Below are 15,843 nucleotides of genomic sequence, written 5' to 3'. Positions count from 1 at the left end.
AGTCCATGGGTAAAGAAGAAGTATTCAAATGTAAAATCCTAATTGCTGCAGACGGTCCTGAAGGTCACGTTGCAAGATGGGCAGGATTAAGACCGGCTGCTAAAGCAAAAGAAATGGAGTCCGGTGTACAATATGAAATGTGTAATGTGGAATTTGAAAAACCTGGAGTAATTGAATTTTACTTAGGTTCCTGTGCACCTGGTGGCTATGTATGGATTTTCCCTAAAGGAGATGACATTGCAAATGTAGGTTTGGCAATCTTGCCTCACAAGGCAGAAAAAACAGCAAAAGAATATTTGGATGACTTTGTTGCAACATCCCCATATCTGAAAAATGCACAGGCTGTTGAAATGAATGTAGGAGGAGACCCTGTCGGAGGTATGACCAAAAAACTTTATGATGATAATATAATGGTTGTTGGAGATGCAGCAGGTCAGGTAAACCCATTGACCGGTGGGGGAATTATTTCCGGTATGACCGGTGGAATGTGTGCCGGTAAAGTGGCTGCACAAGCTCTCAAAGAGGACTGTTCCAAAAAATACTTGAAATTATATGATGAAATGGCTCATGAGGAATTGGACCATGAAATCAAAAGGTATAAAAAGGTGCAGGAATACCTTCTCACTTTGGATGATGATGAATTGGACAGCATAGGACATGCTTTCCAAGGCGAAAGCTTTGATAAGATTTCAACAACAGAAATTGTTAAAAAATTAATAAAGATATCTCCTAAGGCCTTATTGAAATTAGGAAAATTCGTTTAGGTGTTCAAATGATTCTGATAACTGGTGGTGCAGGTTATATCGGAGCCCATACGAACAAGGCTCTTCATCAGGCAGGCTATGATACTGTAGTTGTAGACAATCTCTGCAAGGGTTATGAAAACTTTGTCAAATGGGGAAACTTTGAAAATTATGATTTTGGCAGCAATGATTTGAGAGAAGTTTTTGAAAAATATGACATTGACGGTGTTATTCACTTCGCTGCCTTTTCATCAGTAGCGGAATCTGTTGAAATGCCTCAAAAATACTTTAAGAATAATTATAAAAACACTTTAAATCTCCTACAGATTATGAGGGAATTTGGTGTTGATAAATTTATTTTATCTTCAACCGCTGCAGTATATGGAAATCCGGAAAAAATCCCAATTACAGAAGATACAGAATTAAAACCAATCAATCCTTATGGACACTCCAAATTCATCACTGAAAAGGCTCTTGAAAGGGAAGCCGAGAAAGGTGATTTCAATTATGTATCTTTAAGATATTTCAATGCTGCAGGCTGTGATTTTGACTGTGAGATAGGGGAATTGCATGACCCTGAAACTCACTTGATTCCATTGGTGTTGGATGCCGCCATAGGAAACAGGGACAGCATCTCCATATTTGGGGATGACTATGATACTCCTGATGGAACATGCATCCGTGATTATATTCATGTAAATGATTTGGCCGATGCCCATATCAAGGCGTATGAATACCTCTGCAAGGAAAACCAATCTAACATATTCAATCTTGGAAATGGTAAGGGATATTCCGTTCGTGAAGTCATTGACATGTGCAAAAAGGTCACCAAAAAGGATTTTGAAGTTAAAGTTGATGAGCGCCGAGAAGGCGATCCTGCTATTTTGATTGCTGATTCTACTAAAATCAACAACGATTTGGGATGGTCCCCAAAATACAACCTTGAAGAGATAGTATCGTCAGCATGGAAATGGCATGAAAAATTAAATGGATTTTAGGTAATTTCCATGGAAAATGAAAATCATGACTCTAAAATTGATGTTCGCATAGTTGTTCAGGGTTTGGATATTGCGCAGATGGTTTCAAAAGCTGTCAGCAATGTTCAGCTTGAAAGAGATTATAACATTATTGTTTCATCCATTATTCCCACTACAGAGTTAAGCATTGTAAAAAAAGTATCAAAAGGTGCTGACATAATACTTATTGGAAGTTATGGTCGTGATGAAACTTATAACGTATTATACAATGAATTGAAAACTGATTTTAACAACATAGGATTGTTTGACTATAACAACATAATCATCGAGGATGAATCTGTCGATTTCGACCTTGCCCAAAAGGAAATATTGAATTCGATAATAAAATCTACATTGTCCTATTCTTTGAATCTGATCAATATCCATACGCTTGAAAATAAGCTTATGAAGGTAACTCATAATTACAATAATTTGCTTGATGATTACAATCAGGTAATAAAGGAAAATGAAGTGTTTTCAAGAGAAAACAAGGAGTTGCTTGAGGATATTGACAATATCAAATCCGAATTTTCAGCATTTAAGTTACGATATGAGGACATTTACTCCCGCGATATTCTTGAAATATTCAATTTGGATGAATTGTGGCAGGATACATTCAGGCAGGACTTGACCAATGGGGAACAGGTTGTGATAGCAACAAATAAGTTCAAACCCGATAATATCATTGTTGGCCAAGGATTCATTGCCGCTCAATCCAAACAGGATGCTGTTGACTGGCTGAAGATAATCAGAACTGCATTAATATTCATTGAAGATAATGAGGAGGAATTGAAGCAGGATTTGGATGAAATTCGCCCGCAAAAGCCTCCTGAAGTTCGTGATGATTATGAGATTCCAAATAATTTTGAGAATTTCTGGGACTGATTAAACTAAAACAAATATTATTTTATACTAGTTGAAAGAAAATTATAATTATACTATTTATAGGAGTTAGCAAATGCAAGGAGAAATAGAAGATAAGTGCGGTATTGTTGGTTTTCATTCAAAGGATGAATCCAAGGATGTTGCATCCTTAGTTTATTATAGTTTATACGCCCTACAGCATAGGGGTCAGGAATCAGCGGGAATAGCCACATTCAATCCTCAAAAAGGACTTAGCCATTACTGCGGAATGGGTCTAATAACCGATGTATTCAGAGATTATGAAATTCACAACCTTACAGGAAACAAGGCAATCGGCCATGTAAGGTATTCAACAACAGGACAATCAAAACTGGAAAATTCACAGCCTTTTGTAACTGATTTCGGTGACGGATTTATTGCAATGGCTCATAATGGTGATATCGTAAACTCTGAAGAATTAAAAAAGGAACTCATCGATGAAGGTTTTTATTTCAAATCCGACTGTGATTCCGAAGTGATATGTTATTTGCTTAAAAAAGAGCATTATGATAATGATAAGAATGTTTTGGATGCCATTGAAGCCGTCTGTAGAAAACTTGTAGGATCATATGCATTGACAATCATTGTTGACGGTGAATTGTATGCAGTAAGGGATCCTATGGGAATTAAGCCTCTTGCAATTGCAAAAAGAGATGAAGATTTTATCCTTGCTTCTGAAACTGTCGCCTTTGACGTAATTGGCGCTGAATTTATTAGAGATATCGTGCCGGGCGAAGTTGTTTATTTTGAAAATGATGAGATTAACTCTTATATGTTAGAAAGTGCAGGCAAATGCAAATTGTCCCACTGTATGTTTGAATATGTTTACTTCGCAAGACCTGACAGTACAATTGATGGTGTCAATGTATATTTGACAAGAATGAATATAGGTCGAGAATTACATAAGCTATATCCTATCGATGCTGATTTGGTAATTCCAGTTCCTGATTCCTCAATTCCTGCAGCTATCGGATATTCCAGAGCTTCTGGAATTCCTTATGGTGAAGGTCTAATCAAAAACAGGTATGTTGGAAGGACATTCATCATGCCGACCCAGGAAGAAAGGGAATTGGCAGTGAGACTTAAGCTAAATCCTATTAAAGAAGCAATCAAAGGCAAAAAAATTATTTTAATCGATGACAGTATCGTTAGGGGAACCACTTCCAAACAATTGCTTAATCTAGTCAAGGAAGCCGAACCTGCCGAAATTCATTTCCTGGTAGGCTGTCCTCCGGTAATTTCCCCTTGTTATTATGGTGTTGCAATGGCAACCAAAAAGGAATTGATTGCCGCAAATAACAGCATAGATGAAATTCAAGAGCAATTGGATATTGATTCATTGGGATATATAACTTTGGATGCTCTTGTTGAAGCTATAGGAATGCCTAAGGAGAATCTATGTTGGGGTTGTGTGAATGGCGAATATCCAACAGAACTTCCTGAAGGCATTGAAGCTGAGACTTATTACAAACCTTAGATTATTATGGTTGAACTGTTAGCTCCTGCAGGAAATTATATTTCTTTGCGTGCCGTTCTTGAAAATGGTGCTGATGCAGTTTATTTTGGCCTTGATGACTACAACATGAGGGCCAATGCAAAAAATTTTTCTCTGGATGATTTGAGCAGCGTTTCCAAAATAGCCAGGGAATATGGAGCTAAAACCTATTTGTGCACAAACATCATTTTAAATGAGAAGCTGGCCTGCGAGCTGGATGCCAATTTGGAGAGGATTTCTGAATCCGAAATTGACGGACTTATTTTATCGGATATCGGTTTGATTGAAAATACGGTATCTCACGGTCTTGAAGCACATATCAGCGTTCAGGAAAATGTATGCAATTCATATACCCTTAAAACCCTCAAAAAGCTTGGTGCCAAAAGGGCGATTCTTTCCCGTGAGTTATCGTTAAGGGAAATTTCTGAAATTACAAGGAAATCTCCTATTGAAACTGAAATTTTTATCCATGGTGCAATATGTATGGCGATTTCAGGCAGATGCTTTTTAAGTTATGGATTATATGGAAGAAGTGCAAATTGCGGCGATTGCCTTCAGCCATGCCGTAAAAACTGGACTTTGACATATGAGCCAGGCGATGACAATGTCGTTAACTTTTCGGATGTTGATGATGAGACATTCATTGTAAGCGGAAGTGAAGACGGAAGTTACAGAACAAACTTTTTCTCGCCGAAGGACATGTGCATGATAGAATACATTCCGGAACTCATGAAAAGCGGTGTCGCTTCATTCAAGATTGAGGGAAGGGCCAGAAGCCCTGACTATGGTGCAATGGTTACGGGGGTTTACAGGCAGGCAATTGATGATTATTTAAGAAATCCTGAAGGATATGAAGTTAAAGATGAATGGATTGATGAGCTTCAAAGTGTTTTTAATCGCGGATTTGACACTAACTTTTATTTTTCAACTCCATTTGAGACCAGTGAAGACAACCAGTCAAAATATGTTAAAAGGGATATTGGTCAGGTTGTTAATTATTTCAGCAGGGTTCAGGCCGCTGAAATTAGAATATGGGATGATTTGAAGGTTGGAGATAAGCTTTTGATTCAGGGTTCTACTACAGGATCCATTACCCACACAATCGATTCTATGCAAATTGAAGGCGAAAGTGTTGATGAAGTTGAAAAGGGTTGTAACGTGGCAATAGCCATTCCGACAAAAGTAAGGGAAAATGATTTTGTATATAAGCTGATTGAGAGGAATTCTGATGATTAAAAAAATAGCTATTTACGGCAAGGGCGGTATTGGAAAAAGTACAACAGTGGCTAATTTGTCTGCTGTTTGGGCAAATCAAGATTTGAATTGTCTGGTGATAGGCTGTGACCCAAAGGCGGATACCACACGTACATTATATGGCAAAAGGATTCCTACAGTGGTCAATACATTAAAGGATAACAGAAAACCTCAAAGGGACGATTTGGTTTTCAAAGGATTTAAGGATATATTATGCGTTGAAAGCGGAGGTCCTGAGCCGGGTGTAGGCTGTGCAGGGCGAGGTGTAATTGTCGCCATGAAGCGCCTTGAAAACATTGGCGTTTTCGATGAGGACTTGGATGTTGTTGTTTATGACGTGCTGGGTGATGTCGTTTGTGGCGGTTTTTCAGTCCCGCTTCGTGAAAAATACGCTGATGAAGTGGTCATTGTAACTTCAGGCGAATATATGTCCCTTTATGCCGCAAACAATATTGTCAAGGGCATTAAGAAGCTTAAAGGAAATTTGAGCGGTATTGTCTGCAACTGCAGAAATGTTGAGCGTGAGGAAGAAATTGTCAATGACTTTGCTAAAAGAATAGGAACACATGTAGTTGGGGTTATTCATAGAAGTAATTTAATTCAAGATGCTGAATTAGATGCAAAAACCGTTGTAGAAAAATACCCTGAAAGTGATGAAGCTCAAGAATACATAGACCTTGCTTCAAGAATTATGGATAATGAAAACATATCAACTCCGGAACCTATGGATGATGAGGAGTTTGAAGAGTTTTTCAAATCATATATGTAAAAATGTATTATTCAACCGACTATATTTCTCCGATTGGCAGGATGCTTATTGTTAGTGATGGCGAATCCATCTGCGGTCTTTGGTTTTATGGCCAAAAACATTTTTTATCATCGATTAATGATGAAATTATTCAAAATGATGATTTAGCTATTTTTAAAAAGGTTAAAATCTGGTTAAACGATTATTTTAATGGATTGAATCCGAAAATTGATTTTAAGGTTAATCCTCATGGAACCGACTTCAGATGCAGGGTATGGGAAATATTGTCCCAGGTTCCATACGGCGAAACAATCACATATGGTGAAATAGCATTGATGCTGTCAGATAAAATGTCTGCTCAGGCGGTTGGCGGTGCAGTCGGACACAATCCGGTTTCAATCATAATTCCATGTCACAGGGTAATCGGAGCCGATGGGAAGCTCACAGGATATGCCGGCGGAATCGATAAAAAAATCGCATTGTTGAAATTGGAGAAAACTGATATTTAGGTGATTAACATGGATTTGCCACTCAATATAATAATAGGTAATGCAATATCTTTGGTAGCGGGCATTTTCATCATTTTAAGCATGTGGGTCAATGATGAAAAGCAGGCATACAAATACCAGTTTTTAAATGCATTTATCCTGATGATTTCATCGGTGTTTTTCCTCTCATGGACCGGAGTTACCACAATGGCCATTGCGGCCACTCGTAACGCTATGGTTTACAAGGACAAACTGACTTTCTCATGGACGCTATTTTTCATAGTCATTTCCATCGTTTTGGGGGCTTTGGTAAATACCATGGGATTCATCGGAATACTGCCGATTATTGCAATCGTACAGATTACATTATGCAATTATTATCTAAAGTCAATAAAAACAATCAAAAGCAGTTTTATCATTAATAGCGCCATTTATATAGTCTATTTCCTGGCGATTCTAGACTTTTCATCTGCAGCGATAGAGACAATTACTGCAATAATAGGTATGATTTCACTTTTCAGATTGACATTTCCTAATTTTAACGTTAAAGTTTAAAGTCATTGAAAAACAAAATAATATTAATGAATAATGCTGATGAAAAAATTTTTACAAAATCATTCTTTTTAGTGTTTGGAGCTTTGCTTTTCTCTGCGTTAGTAATGTATGCATTGATGTCAACCATAACAGAATATGCCACATCTTTGGGTTCATCAGCAACCGTTGCGGGTCTTGTTTCAGGAATATACATTTTTGGGGGGCTTTGTTCTAGAATCTATTCCGGAAATGCGCTGGAAAGGGTTGGCTGGAGGAAAACAGCATTAATATTCATGAGCATTCATTTTTTAGCGTGTCTTTTTTATTTTTTAGTTGACAATGTAACCTTGCTTTTGATTGTCAGATTTGTTCATGGAATAGGTTTTGGAGCAACGGCAAATGCAATCGTAACTATAGCTTCATCAGTCCTTCCGAAGAAACGTTTTGGAGAGGCATTCGGTTACTTTATGATGGGTACGACAATAGCGGTCGGCCTTGGCCCGTATATCAGCGGCTTTCTTTATGACGTCTACGGATCCAATGGCTGCTTTTTGGCGGCAAGTATCTTCTCTGCATTGGCACTGATATTCATCTATTTTGTTGACGTAAGCAAATCCGATCCTGCAAATAAAAGGGAGGATATCCGAAAGGAGGAGATAACATATAGCGGAATCGAAAAGGTTTTTGAAATCAGTGCAATTCCAGTGTCTTTTTTCACTGCATTAACCAGTCTGGGATATGTTTCAATCCTGTCATTTTATAGGCTTTATGCAGTACAGGTAAATTTAACCCAGGCATTTTCATGGTTTTTTTTACTGTATTCGGTAGTTCTGATTTTGACAAGGCCTCTTGCAGGTAAAATTCAGGACAGGCATGGCGACAGAATCATCTGCGTAACAGGGATAATAGCACAAAGCATAGGTTTGTTTTTAATTGCATATGCTCCATCTTATGCAACTGTGTTTATCTGTGCAGTATGTGCCGCATTGGGTTTCGGGACACTTAATTCTGCATGTACAACCATTGTTACAAGAAACACTCCGGAAAATCGCCGTTCCTATGCTGTTTCAACATTTTTCATATTCTGTGATGCAACAATGGGATTTGGACCGGCACTGCTTGGAAGTTTCGTTTCACAATCCTTGGGATATACACCAGTCTATTACATATCAGCAATCATTACATTTCTTGCCCTGCCGATTTGCTTAATCTCTTTGAAAAAATAGATTTCCAGTAATGTTTTTGGTGGTAGTTTATAATATTTGAAGATAAATATTAAACCATGAAAAAACTTTGTATCTTTGACTTTGATGGAACATTGTTCGATTCCGTTGATGATGTTGTTTTAAGTTTCAACAAGGCACTCGAACTTTACAGTTTTCCTACATTGACCCGTGAGGAATATATTGGATTTCTTGGCGGAAACATTGATGATATTATTTCTCTGGTTTTAAAGGACAATGAAACCCCTGAAAATAGGGAAACTTTCAAAAAAACTTATTTGGACTTTTATGACTCCTCAAAAAAGGAACTGTCGGTTCCATTTCCCGAGTCCCATGAGACATTAATGAAATTGCAGGAAAACGGCGTTTTATTGGCAATCAATTCAAACAGATTCAATTATTCGATAAAAAATTTTGTGGACAAATTCTTCGCTGACATCGATTTTTTCCAGATTGAAGGTCATGATCTTGATTATCCTTCAAAACCGCACCCTCATGGTGTAAATAAGATTATAAAAAACGCCAATGTCAGTTTGGATGAGGTTATCTATATTGGGGATTCAATTACAGATATTGAAACGGCCAAAAATGCAGGGATTGACTGTGTCATTGTCAAATGGGGTTACGGAGTCAAATCAGATTGGGAAAACGAATATGTCCTAGAGGCAATTGATGAATTTTCCCAGATATTCGATTATTTTTAATTCACTGCTTTTATCCTAGGGCAATATAGTGAACTTTTAATTTGATAGTGTTAAATATCACTAGTTATATAAATATTGATAGTGATTACATATTGCTCTTATTGATTCGGGTTTTTAATTACATTAAAAGTAAGATTACCGTTCTTAAGTATACTGAGAGGTGTTTAGTGAAATGGATTTGACAAATAATAAGAAATTTAACTTGGTTGAGATACTGCCTTTTATTTTCATAGTTTTATTTTTGGGATTGCTTTTCGTTGTTTTGATGAAATATCCCTTCCTGAGTGTGGATGAAGGATTTACAAGAGGGTTTTTAAATCTTAGTTTTGCCGATATGGTCGGCCTGACAGCACTGGACGTGCATCCTCCGCTGTATTACTTTTTCCCTATGGCTTTTGTAAAGATATGCCATGCAGTAGGATTGAACCTTAACATTACACAACTGATGAAAGTCCCTTCCATATTTCCGTATCTGATCTTGTTGGCATTTTCCCTGACTAAACTCAGAAAGGAATACGGATTGGTCATGGCAGGAATTTTCTCTTTGGCGCTCATTGCGCTGTCAGATTTCTTCATGCAATATCTCACCGCCAGAATGTATACTTGGGCGTTACTGTTCTTAATCATTTCATTTTTTTATGTAAAGGATATTCTCGAAAAGAATGATTTGAAATCATGGATTCTCTTTACTGTATTTTCCGTTTTGGGAGCATACACCCATTATTTCACAGGACTGTCCTCAATCATAATATACATGATGCTCTTTGTCTGGATTCTTATTAATAGAAAAGACGGGTCATTTATTGACAGATTGAAAAACTTTTTCATTTCCGTAGTGGTTGGATTTGTACTGTATCTTCCATGGATTTTCATACTGTTTGAACAGATGAAGGTCGTTCACGATAATTATTGGGTGGAGCCTATAACAGCCCATAACATCATCAGCTTTTGCAGCTATTGCTTTACCTTTTCAAACAATCAGTTCATAATCCTGATGAGCTTTACACTGCTGGTTGCAATAATCGTATTGTTTCTTAAAAAATATCTTGAAACAATGGACAATGATGATTTATATATGGTGATGGGCGTTGGCGTATTTGTCGGAACATTGGTGGTAGGTTTCATAATGTCAGTTGTTTATAAACCTATTTTGATTTCAAGATATCTGCTTCCGTCAATTGGAGTATTGTGGTTATGCCTTTCAATCAAACTGAGCGGAATGAATTTGAAAAATTCTGCAATACTGATGATTATTCTCCTAATTGCAGTAGTAGGAGCATTCAATGTTTATCATGAAATACAGGATATTCAGAAAATGAATGATTATACAATAGAGGAAGCTAAAGTGTTGGAGTCAATAAACAACAATGACTCAATCATCGTTTACGATACATTCAATCATTATCTGCGTACTCACTTGGATTTGGATAAGGTTTATCAAGGATATGCCGGATATTCAATGAATAATGCGACCGTTACGATACCATATGAACTGGATATTGTCAACGAACCTTTCGTGATTCCGGATGATTTGAGCAAATATCCTGACAAGAAAGTTTATTTCATGGTGTTCTATAAATCCAAGGCCGACTTCCCGGATGATATCCAGGCCGAGAAGATCGGAAGTGCACAGCATGCGACATTTTATGAAATCAAATCTGTTTAGACTGGTATTGGATATAATTGAAGCTATCGATACCTCTCTTTTTTCTTTTTTTATGTAGACTTTCCATTGGTAAGTATTATTTAATTTGAAAATCAATCTATTATTATGTTATTTGTAAATTATCCGAAATGTTCAACATGCAGAAAAGCTAAAAACTGGTTAGACGAACATGATTTTGAATATGAATCAAAGCATATAGTCGACGACAATCCTACAAGTGAAGAATTGCGAAAATGGTGGGAAATGTCTGATTTGCCACTTAAAAGATTTTTCAACACAAGCGGCATGAAATACAGGGAATTGAAGCTAAAAGACAAATTGCCTGACATGTCTGAAGATGAGCAATTGGATCTTCTGGCCACTGACGGAATGCTTGTAAAAAGACCGATTCTGGTAAATGACGATACTGTTCTGGTAGGCTTTAAGGTTAAGGAATGGGAAGAAAAACTGTTGTAATTTTTTTTTAAAAAAAGTGAGACGGCATAATTATTCTGATAATACTAAAAATGAGTTAATAAGTGTTTTTAGGGATAAATTATTGTAGTCTCAAAAAATAATTGGGGTGAGCGGCACACCCTACAATCTTTCTATTTTTTCAATGCTAAGGCCTGTAATTTCATTTATCTCTTCAATTGAAATTTTTTCTTTCAGTCTCTTGGCGATTTCCTCTAATGCTTCCTGTTTTCCTTCTATTTTTCCTTCTATTTTACCTTTGTTCAGTATTTCTGTTTCCCAGTTGTTTAAATCTTCTTCAAGATTATCTAATCTGATATTCATTCCAATCACTCTGAATAAATTTTTTCTTTTTTCTTTTCTAACAAACATGTTAATTATGAATACTTCTAATTTTAGAAGTTCAAATTTCAAATCATCATTGATGCTTTTGTCTTTTTTCATTAAATGGCATAGTTCTTCAACAATGTCTTCAATATTCCCGTCGATGTTCATTAAAGGTATCAAAACTAAATCCTGGGCTTCAATACAATTTAAACTTAAGTTATTATTAATTTTGTATCTTAAATTATTTAACTTTATATTGCCGTTCATTTCTTTGAATATAATGTATTTCGGCTTTAAGAGATTTGTTTCGCTTACCCATAGTTCATAGAGTCCATGATTAGGATTTCCAGTATATAATATAATTGTATTGACTGGTTTTTTGTAGTTGATGGAGCTATGCCTTTGATAGTCATTAAATCTCAATAGTTCTTTTTTATATGTCGGTGAAGATTGGGATTCAACATTATTTAAAAGGCCGTCATCTCGTTCATATAACTGGTCCATTATGAAATTTTCATTGTTGACAGTTACGATTTCTGTTGGATATTTTTTCTTGTAGTTTCCAGGCTCTCCAATATAGTAATGGAGTTCCTTTGGAAGTTTTTCCCAATAATACTTGAAAAACTTGTCTTCCAGATTCTTCATTTTTAAATCTCCTATTCTTAAAATCTGCAGATTTAAATCATGTATACATAGTTAATCTTTTAATAAACATAATATATACGGTTTTTCTTTAAAAATAAAGCAATGTAATGCTTTAATATCAATTTTACTATTCAAAATCATTTTTAAATTTTCAATTCAATTTTTCTTAGAAATATTTCAATGAATAACTTTAAAAAATAAGAAAACAATAATTATAAATTGTATAAATATTTTAGGGGACAAAAATTGTTAGATATAAAATTATTCAGAGAAAATCCGGAAATAATTATTGACTCTGAAAAGAAAAGATTCAGAGATACTGAAAACGTTGAAAAGGTAATTGAATACGACACCTTATGGAGAGAAGGTGAAAAAAAATTAAATGCGCTTAGATCTGAAAAAAACAAATTATCCAAATCATTTAAAAAAGCTAAAGAAGAAGGCAATTTAGATGAAGTAATCAAAAGGTCTAAAGAAGTAGCTAATGAGATTAAAGAATTAAGCGGAAACAATGACTATTACCTGAAGCTCAGGGATGACTTCAGATACAAGGTCGGAAACATCATTGATGAGGACGTGCCGATATCAGACACTGAAGATGACAATGTGGTTGTCAGAACCTACGGTGAGATACCGGAACATGATTTCGAGCTTTTAAATCACGTCGATTTGATTAAAAAGATTGATGGGGCAGACCTTGAAACCGCAGCAAGCATTGCCGGGGCTCGTTTTTACTACCTGAAAAGGGATATACTCCACTTGAACCTTGCGCTGATTCAATTCGCTTTGGATGAACTTGAGGGCGAAGGCTACATTCCGATGCAAACCCCATTTTTCGTGAAAGGGGAAGTTGCAGCCGAAACATCTGAACTTGGCGAGTTTTATGAAACATTATACAAGGTTGAAAATGAGGACATGTATCTTATTGCAACTGCTGAGCAGACCCTGGCTGCACTTCACAGAAATGAAATCATTGCACCTGATGAGCTTCCTTTAAGATACTGCGCACTTTCAACATGCTTTAGAAAAGAAGCAGGTTCTCACGGTAAGGATACCCTTGGAATATTCAGAGTCCACCAATTTGAAAAAATCGAACAATTTATCTACTCAACCCCTGAAGACTCAAGAAAGCAACATGACCACCTGATGGAAGTTACCGAGAGGATCTATCAAAAATTAGGTCTTCCATATCAGATAATAGCTATCGTGTCATCTGCATTAAATGACAATGCGGCAATCAAATATGACCTTGAAGCATGGTTCCCGGGTTCCAAGGCTTTCAGAGAATTGGTTTCATGTACCAACTGTAAGGATTACCAGGCCCGTAAGACAAAAACCCGTGTCGGAAGGGCAGGTTCCGGAGATGCTCAAATCCTCCACACTCTAAACAGTACAGCCATTGCAACTGAAAGAACAATCTGCTGTATTTTAGAGAATTACCAACAGGAAGACGGCAGCATTAAAGTGCCTGAAGTGTTGGTTCCTTACATGAATGGAAAAACAGTTATTGAAGCTAAAAATTAAGTATATTTAATTCAAGTGTGTTTTTGCACACTTAATCTATTTTTAAATTAAAAAAAAAATAAAAAGTGGGATGTTAAAATTCAGTTATGTCATCCCATGTTTCTGTAGGCTGCTTTATACCATTAAACATGTCCAGGTCTATGGCTTTGTTTTTAAATGATACGATGATGGTACAAATTGCATCACCGGTTACGTTAACCGCAGTTCTGAACATGTCTAAAAGATGGTCTATTCCCATGATGATGCCTATTGCATCTACCGGCAGACCAACGGAATTGAATACCATATTTAATGTAATCAATCCTACTGATGGCACGCCAGCTGTTCCGATTGAAGCCATTACTGCAGTGAATATTACTGTAATGAGGGCGACCAATCCTAAATCCATACCATATGCCTGAGCAGCAAACATGACTGCACAGCCCTGCATTATTGCTGTTCCGTCCATGTTGATGGTAGCACCTAACGGAATTGTGAATGAAGAGATTTCACGTGAAACACCAAGTTCAGAAAGTTTTTCCAGGTTCAGAGGAATTGTTGCATTTGATGTTGATGATGAAAATGCAAAAAACATTACTGAAATGAACTTTTTAAAGAACTTAATCGGATTTAATCTTGTTAAAATCACAAGTAGTGATGGATATACGATAAATGCCTGGATTGCAAGGCCTAGAAGAACGCAGCCAATATATTTGGCCAATGGTATTAGACCTGCAAAGCCCAATGATGCAAAAGTTTTTGCCATCAAACAGAAAATTCCGATTGGCGCAAATTTCATCACAATACGGGTCATTTCCATCATGACTGTGTTTCCTTGATTGAAAAATTCATTAACAACATTTGTTTCATCTTTTAAGGTTGCTAATATTACACCAACCAATACTCCAAATATGATGACAGGCAGCATGTCCCCTGTAGCAAGGGAGTTAAAAGGATTGTCTGGAATCATATTTAAAACTGTGTCAGTCACTGTCATGTTTGATGTAACGTTGGCCTGTGCAACGCTAGTCATATTCAATCCTGTACCCGGTTGAATTATGGTTGCTATTATAAGGGCAATAGTAACGGCCAGTGCTGTTGTAACCAGGTATATTCCTATTGTTCGCCCTCCAATAGATCCGATTTTTCTAATGTCTGAAATGGATGCCACTCCAACAACTATTGAAAAGAAAACAAGAGGCACAACTAACATCTTCATTAGTTTAATAAATCCATTTCCCCCTAAATAGAATATGTTGTTTACTAGGAGGATGTCTTTGATGAATGGATTTGTAACATAAAAGTTTAGGAATATGCCAACAAGGAAACCAAGAATCATTCCGATTAACATCCAGTTGCCTAAGCTTATTTTTTTTAGTCTTTCAATCATTTCATTACTCCTTCTTTTATATATTATAATTTTCTGCGAAATGTAATATATTTTTTTACATGAGAAGTGCCTATTTTTAAATAATATTAAAATATAATAGATATTAGATATCGTGAGGGTTTTGATGAAAACAGTTGTGATTAATGCAAGTCCAAGGAAAAAGTGGAATACTGCAGAGGTTATGCAGGCCGCTCAAAAGGGTGCCGAGTCTGTAGGTGCCGAAACAGAATTTTTCAATTTATCTGATCTGGTTTTTAAAGGATGCAGAAGCTGTCTTATCTGCAAGCAGAAGGATAAAACCAAAGGAAAATGTTACTGGAGAGATGATTTGTCTGAAGTGATTGAAAAGATTTTTGAAGCGGATACATTGTTAATCGGTTCGCCAATCTATTTCGGGGAGCCGACCAGTGAATTTCGGGCATTGATTGAGAGGCTGATATTCTGCATCATGTCTTATGATGACGGGTCCAGTTACTTCCGTGGTAAGGTCAATGTAGGGATTTTCTATACTATGAATGCGCCGAGGGAGTTTTACGAACAGTCAATGAAGGATAGCTTATCAAGTGTCGAATTTTTATTCTCTTATCTTAATGGTGAAGTCGTTTCATATCCTGTCTGTGATACCCTTCAGGTACATGATTACTCTAAATATAATATGGGCGGATTTTCTCAGGAGGCCAAAGAAAAGCAGCTTGTTCTTCAGTATCCCAAAGACATTGAAAAGGCTTTTGAAATTGGGGCTGAATTAAGC

At 36.5% G+C, this 15,843-nt stretch carries 16 protein-coding genes; 14 read left to right on the top strand and 2 right to left on the bottom strand.

Features of this window, described 5'->3' with window-relative positions:
- The 12 genes from ACJMLZ_RS04995 to ACJMLZ_RS04940 form a co-directional block, all read left to right on the top strand.
- On the top strand, nucleotides 1-764 hold a 764-nt coding region (locus ACJMLZ_RS04995), incomplete at its 5' end, for an FAD-dependent monooxygenase (protein WP_405304257.1).
- Nucleotides 765-772: 8 nt separating this feature from the next.
- Nucleotides 773-1,741 carry a UDP-glucose 4-epimerase GalE gene (gene galE, locus ACJMLZ_RS04990; protein ID WP_405304256.1) on the top strand — a complete coding sequence of 323 codons (969 nt, stop codon included), beginning with the start codon at nucleotides 773-775 and terminating at the stop codon, nucleotides 1,739-1,741.
- A gap of 9 nt (nucleotides 1,742-1,750) precedes the next feature.
- Nucleotides 1,751-2,644: a hypothetical protein gene (locus ACJMLZ_RS04985; RefSeq protein ID WP_405304255.1), complete on the top strand. Its 894-nt coding sequence runs from the start codon at nucleotides 1,751-1,753 to the stop codon at nucleotides 2,642-2,644.
- Between the two features lie 73 nt (nucleotides 2,645-2,717).
- Nucleotides 2,718-4,139: an amidophosphoribosyltransferase gene (gene purF / locus ACJMLZ_RS04980; RefSeq protein ID WP_405304254.1), complete on the top strand. Its 1,422-nt coding sequence runs from the start codon at nucleotides 2,718-2,720 to the stop codon at nucleotides 4,137-4,139.
- A 6-nt stretch (nucleotides 4,140-4,145) separates the two neighbouring features.
- A complete protein-coding gene (locus ACJMLZ_RS04975) occupies nucleotides 4,146-5,393 on the top strand; it encodes a U32 family peptidase (protein WP_405304253.1) in 1,248 nt (415 codons plus the stop codon).
- Nucleotides 5,386-6,180, top strand: coding sequence for a Ni-sirohydrochlorin a,c-diamide reductive cyclase ATP-dependent reductase subunit (gene cfbC, locus ACJMLZ_RS04970; protein WP_405304252.1), 795 nt, complete (start codon nucleotides 5,386-5,388; stop codon nucleotides 6,178-6,180). Before ACJMLZ_RS04975 ends, cfbC begins: the two co-directional genes overlap by 8 nt.
- Before the next feature lie 2 nt (nucleotides 6,181-6,182).
- Nucleotides 6,183-6,668, top strand: a complete 486-nt coding sequence (locus ACJMLZ_RS04965; RefSeq protein ID WP_405304251.1) for a methylated-DNA--[protein]-cysteine S-methyltransferase — start codon at nucleotides 6,183-6,185, stop codon at nucleotides 6,666-6,668.
- Between the two features lie 9 nt (nucleotides 6,669-6,677).
- Nucleotides 6,678-7,202, top strand: coding sequence for a YgjV family protein (locus ACJMLZ_RS04960; RefSeq protein ID WP_405304250.1), 525 nt, complete (start codon nucleotides 6,678-6,680; stop codon nucleotides 7,200-7,202).
- A 26-nt stretch (nucleotides 7,203-7,228) separates the two neighbouring features.
- Nucleotides 7,229-8,407 carry an MFS transporter gene (locus ACJMLZ_RS04955; RefSeq protein WP_405304249.1) on the top strand — a complete coding sequence of 393 codons (1,179 nt, stop codon included), beginning with the start codon at nucleotides 7,229-7,231 and terminating at the stop codon, nucleotides 8,405-8,407.
- Between the two features lie 56 nt (nucleotides 8,408-8,463).
- Nucleotides 8,464-9,108 carry an HAD family hydrolase gene (locus ACJMLZ_RS04950; RefSeq protein ID WP_405304248.1) on the top strand — a complete coding sequence of 215 codons (645 nt, stop codon included), beginning with the start codon at nucleotides 8,464-8,466 and terminating at the stop codon, nucleotides 9,106-9,108.
- A gap of 172 nt (nucleotides 9,109-9,280) precedes the next feature.
- Nucleotides 9,281-10,774, top strand: coding sequence for a hypothetical protein (locus tag ACJMLZ_RS04945; protein WP_405304247.1), 1,494 nt, complete (start codon nucleotides 9,281-9,283; stop codon nucleotides 10,772-10,774).
- A 105-nt stretch (nucleotides 10,775-10,879) separates the two neighbouring features.
- Nucleotides 10,880-11,230: an arsenate reductase family protein gene (locus ACJMLZ_RS04940; RefSeq protein WP_405304246.1), complete on the top strand. Its 351-nt coding sequence runs from the start codon at nucleotides 10,880-10,882 to the stop codon at nucleotides 11,228-11,230.
- A 120-nt stretch (nucleotides 11,231-11,350) separates the two neighbouring features.
- Here the strand turns inward: ACJMLZ_RS04940 and ACJMLZ_RS04935 are convergent, their stop codons facing one another.
- The gene (locus ACJMLZ_RS04935; protein WP_405304245.1) at nucleotides 11,351-12,199 is read right to left on the bottom strand and encodes a hypothetical protein; all 849 of its coding nucleotides are present in this window, start codon (nucleotides 12,197-12,199) and stop codon (nucleotides 11,351-11,353) included.
- Between the two features lie 246 nt (nucleotides 12,200-12,445).
- Between ACJMLZ_RS04935 and serS the strand changes: the two genes are divergently transcribed.
- Complete coding sequence (serS, locus tag ACJMLZ_RS04930) at nucleotides 12,446-13,723, top strand: serine--tRNA ligase (RefSeq protein ID WP_405304244.1); 1,278 nt, start codon at nucleotides 12,446-12,448, stop codon at nucleotides 13,721-13,723.
- Between the two features lie 73 nt (nucleotides 13,724-13,796).
- On the opposite strand, the gene ACJMLZ_RS04925 is transcribed toward serS, so the two are convergent.
- On the bottom strand, nucleotides 13,797-15,092 hold the full coding sequence (locus tag ACJMLZ_RS04925; RefSeq protein WP_405304243.1) for a dicarboxylate/amino acid:cation symporter: 1,296 nt from the start codon (nucleotides 15,090-15,092) through the stop codon (nucleotides 13,797-13,799).
- Nucleotides 15,093-15,216: 124 nt separating this feature from the next.
- Between ACJMLZ_RS04925 and ACJMLZ_RS04920 the strand changes: the two genes are divergently transcribed.
- Nucleotides 15,217-15,843, top strand: a 627-nt coding sequence (locus tag ACJMLZ_RS04920) for a flavodoxin family protein (RefSeq protein WP_405304242.1), incomplete at its 3' end; no start/stop codon positions are given.

The organism is Methanobrevibacter sp. (genome assembly GCF_045126245.1).
Lineage (GTDB): Archaea > Methanobacteriota > Methanobacteria > Methanobacteriales > Methanobacteriaceae > Methanocatella.
The sequence above is the reverse complement of the archived record's forward strand: the minus strand, read 5'-3'. Positions and strand labels throughout refer to the sequence as shown.

What these genes read in the sequence shown, in the direction of transcription:
- galE (WP_405304256.1), top strand. Translation starts at nt 773, where the DNA reads ATGATTCTGATAACTGGTGGTGCAGGTTATATCGGAGCCCATACGAAC.
- ACJMLZ_RS04985 (WP_405304255.1), top strand. Translation starts at nt 1,751, where the DNA reads ATGGAAAATGAAAATCATGACTCTAAAATTGATGTTCGCATAGTTGTT.
- purF (WP_405304254.1), top strand. Translation starts at nt 2,718, where the DNA reads ATGCAAGGAGAAATAGAAGATAAGTGCGGTATTGTTGGTTTTCATTCA.
- ACJMLZ_RS04975 (WP_405304253.1), top strand. Translation starts at nt 4,146, where the DNA reads ATGGTTGAACTGTTAGCTCCTGCAGGAAATTATATTTCTTTGCGTGCC.
- cfbC (WP_405304252.1), top strand. Translation starts at nt 5,386, where the DNA reads ATGATTAAAAAAATAGCTATTTACGGCAAGGGCGGTATTGGAAAAAGT.
- ACJMLZ_RS04965 (WP_405304251.1), top strand. Translation starts at nt 6,183, where the DNA reads ATGTATTATTCAACCGACTATATTTCTCCGATTGGCAGGATGCTTATT.
- ACJMLZ_RS04960 (WP_405304250.1), top strand. Translation starts at nt 6,678, where the DNA reads ATGGATTTGCCACTCAATATAATAATAGGTAATGCAATATCTTTGGTA.
- ACJMLZ_RS04955 (WP_405304249.1), top strand. Translation starts at nt 7,229, where the DNA reads ATGAATAATGCTGATGAAAAAATTTTTACAAAATCATTCTTTTTAGTG.
- ACJMLZ_RS04950 (WP_405304248.1), top strand. Translation starts at nt 8,464, where the DNA reads ATGAAAAAACTTTGTATCTTTGACTTTGATGGAACATTGTTCGATTCC.
- ACJMLZ_RS04945 (WP_405304247.1), top strand. Translation starts at nt 9,281, where the DNA reads ATGGATTTGACAAATAATAAGAAATTTAACTTGGTTGAGATACTGCCT.
- ACJMLZ_RS04940 (WP_405304246.1), top strand. Translation starts at nt 10,880, where the DNA reads ATGTTATTTGTAAATTATCCGAAATGTTCAACATGCAGAAAAGCTAAA.
- ACJMLZ_RS04935 (WP_405304245.1), bottom strand. Translation starts at nt 12,199, where the DNA reads ATGAAGAATCTGGAAGACAAGTTTTTCAAGTATTATTGGGAAAAACTT.
- ACJMLZ_RS04925 (WP_405304243.1), bottom strand. Translation starts at nt 15,092, where the DNA reads ATGATTGAAAGACTAAAAAAAATAAGCTTAGGCAACTGGATGTTAATC.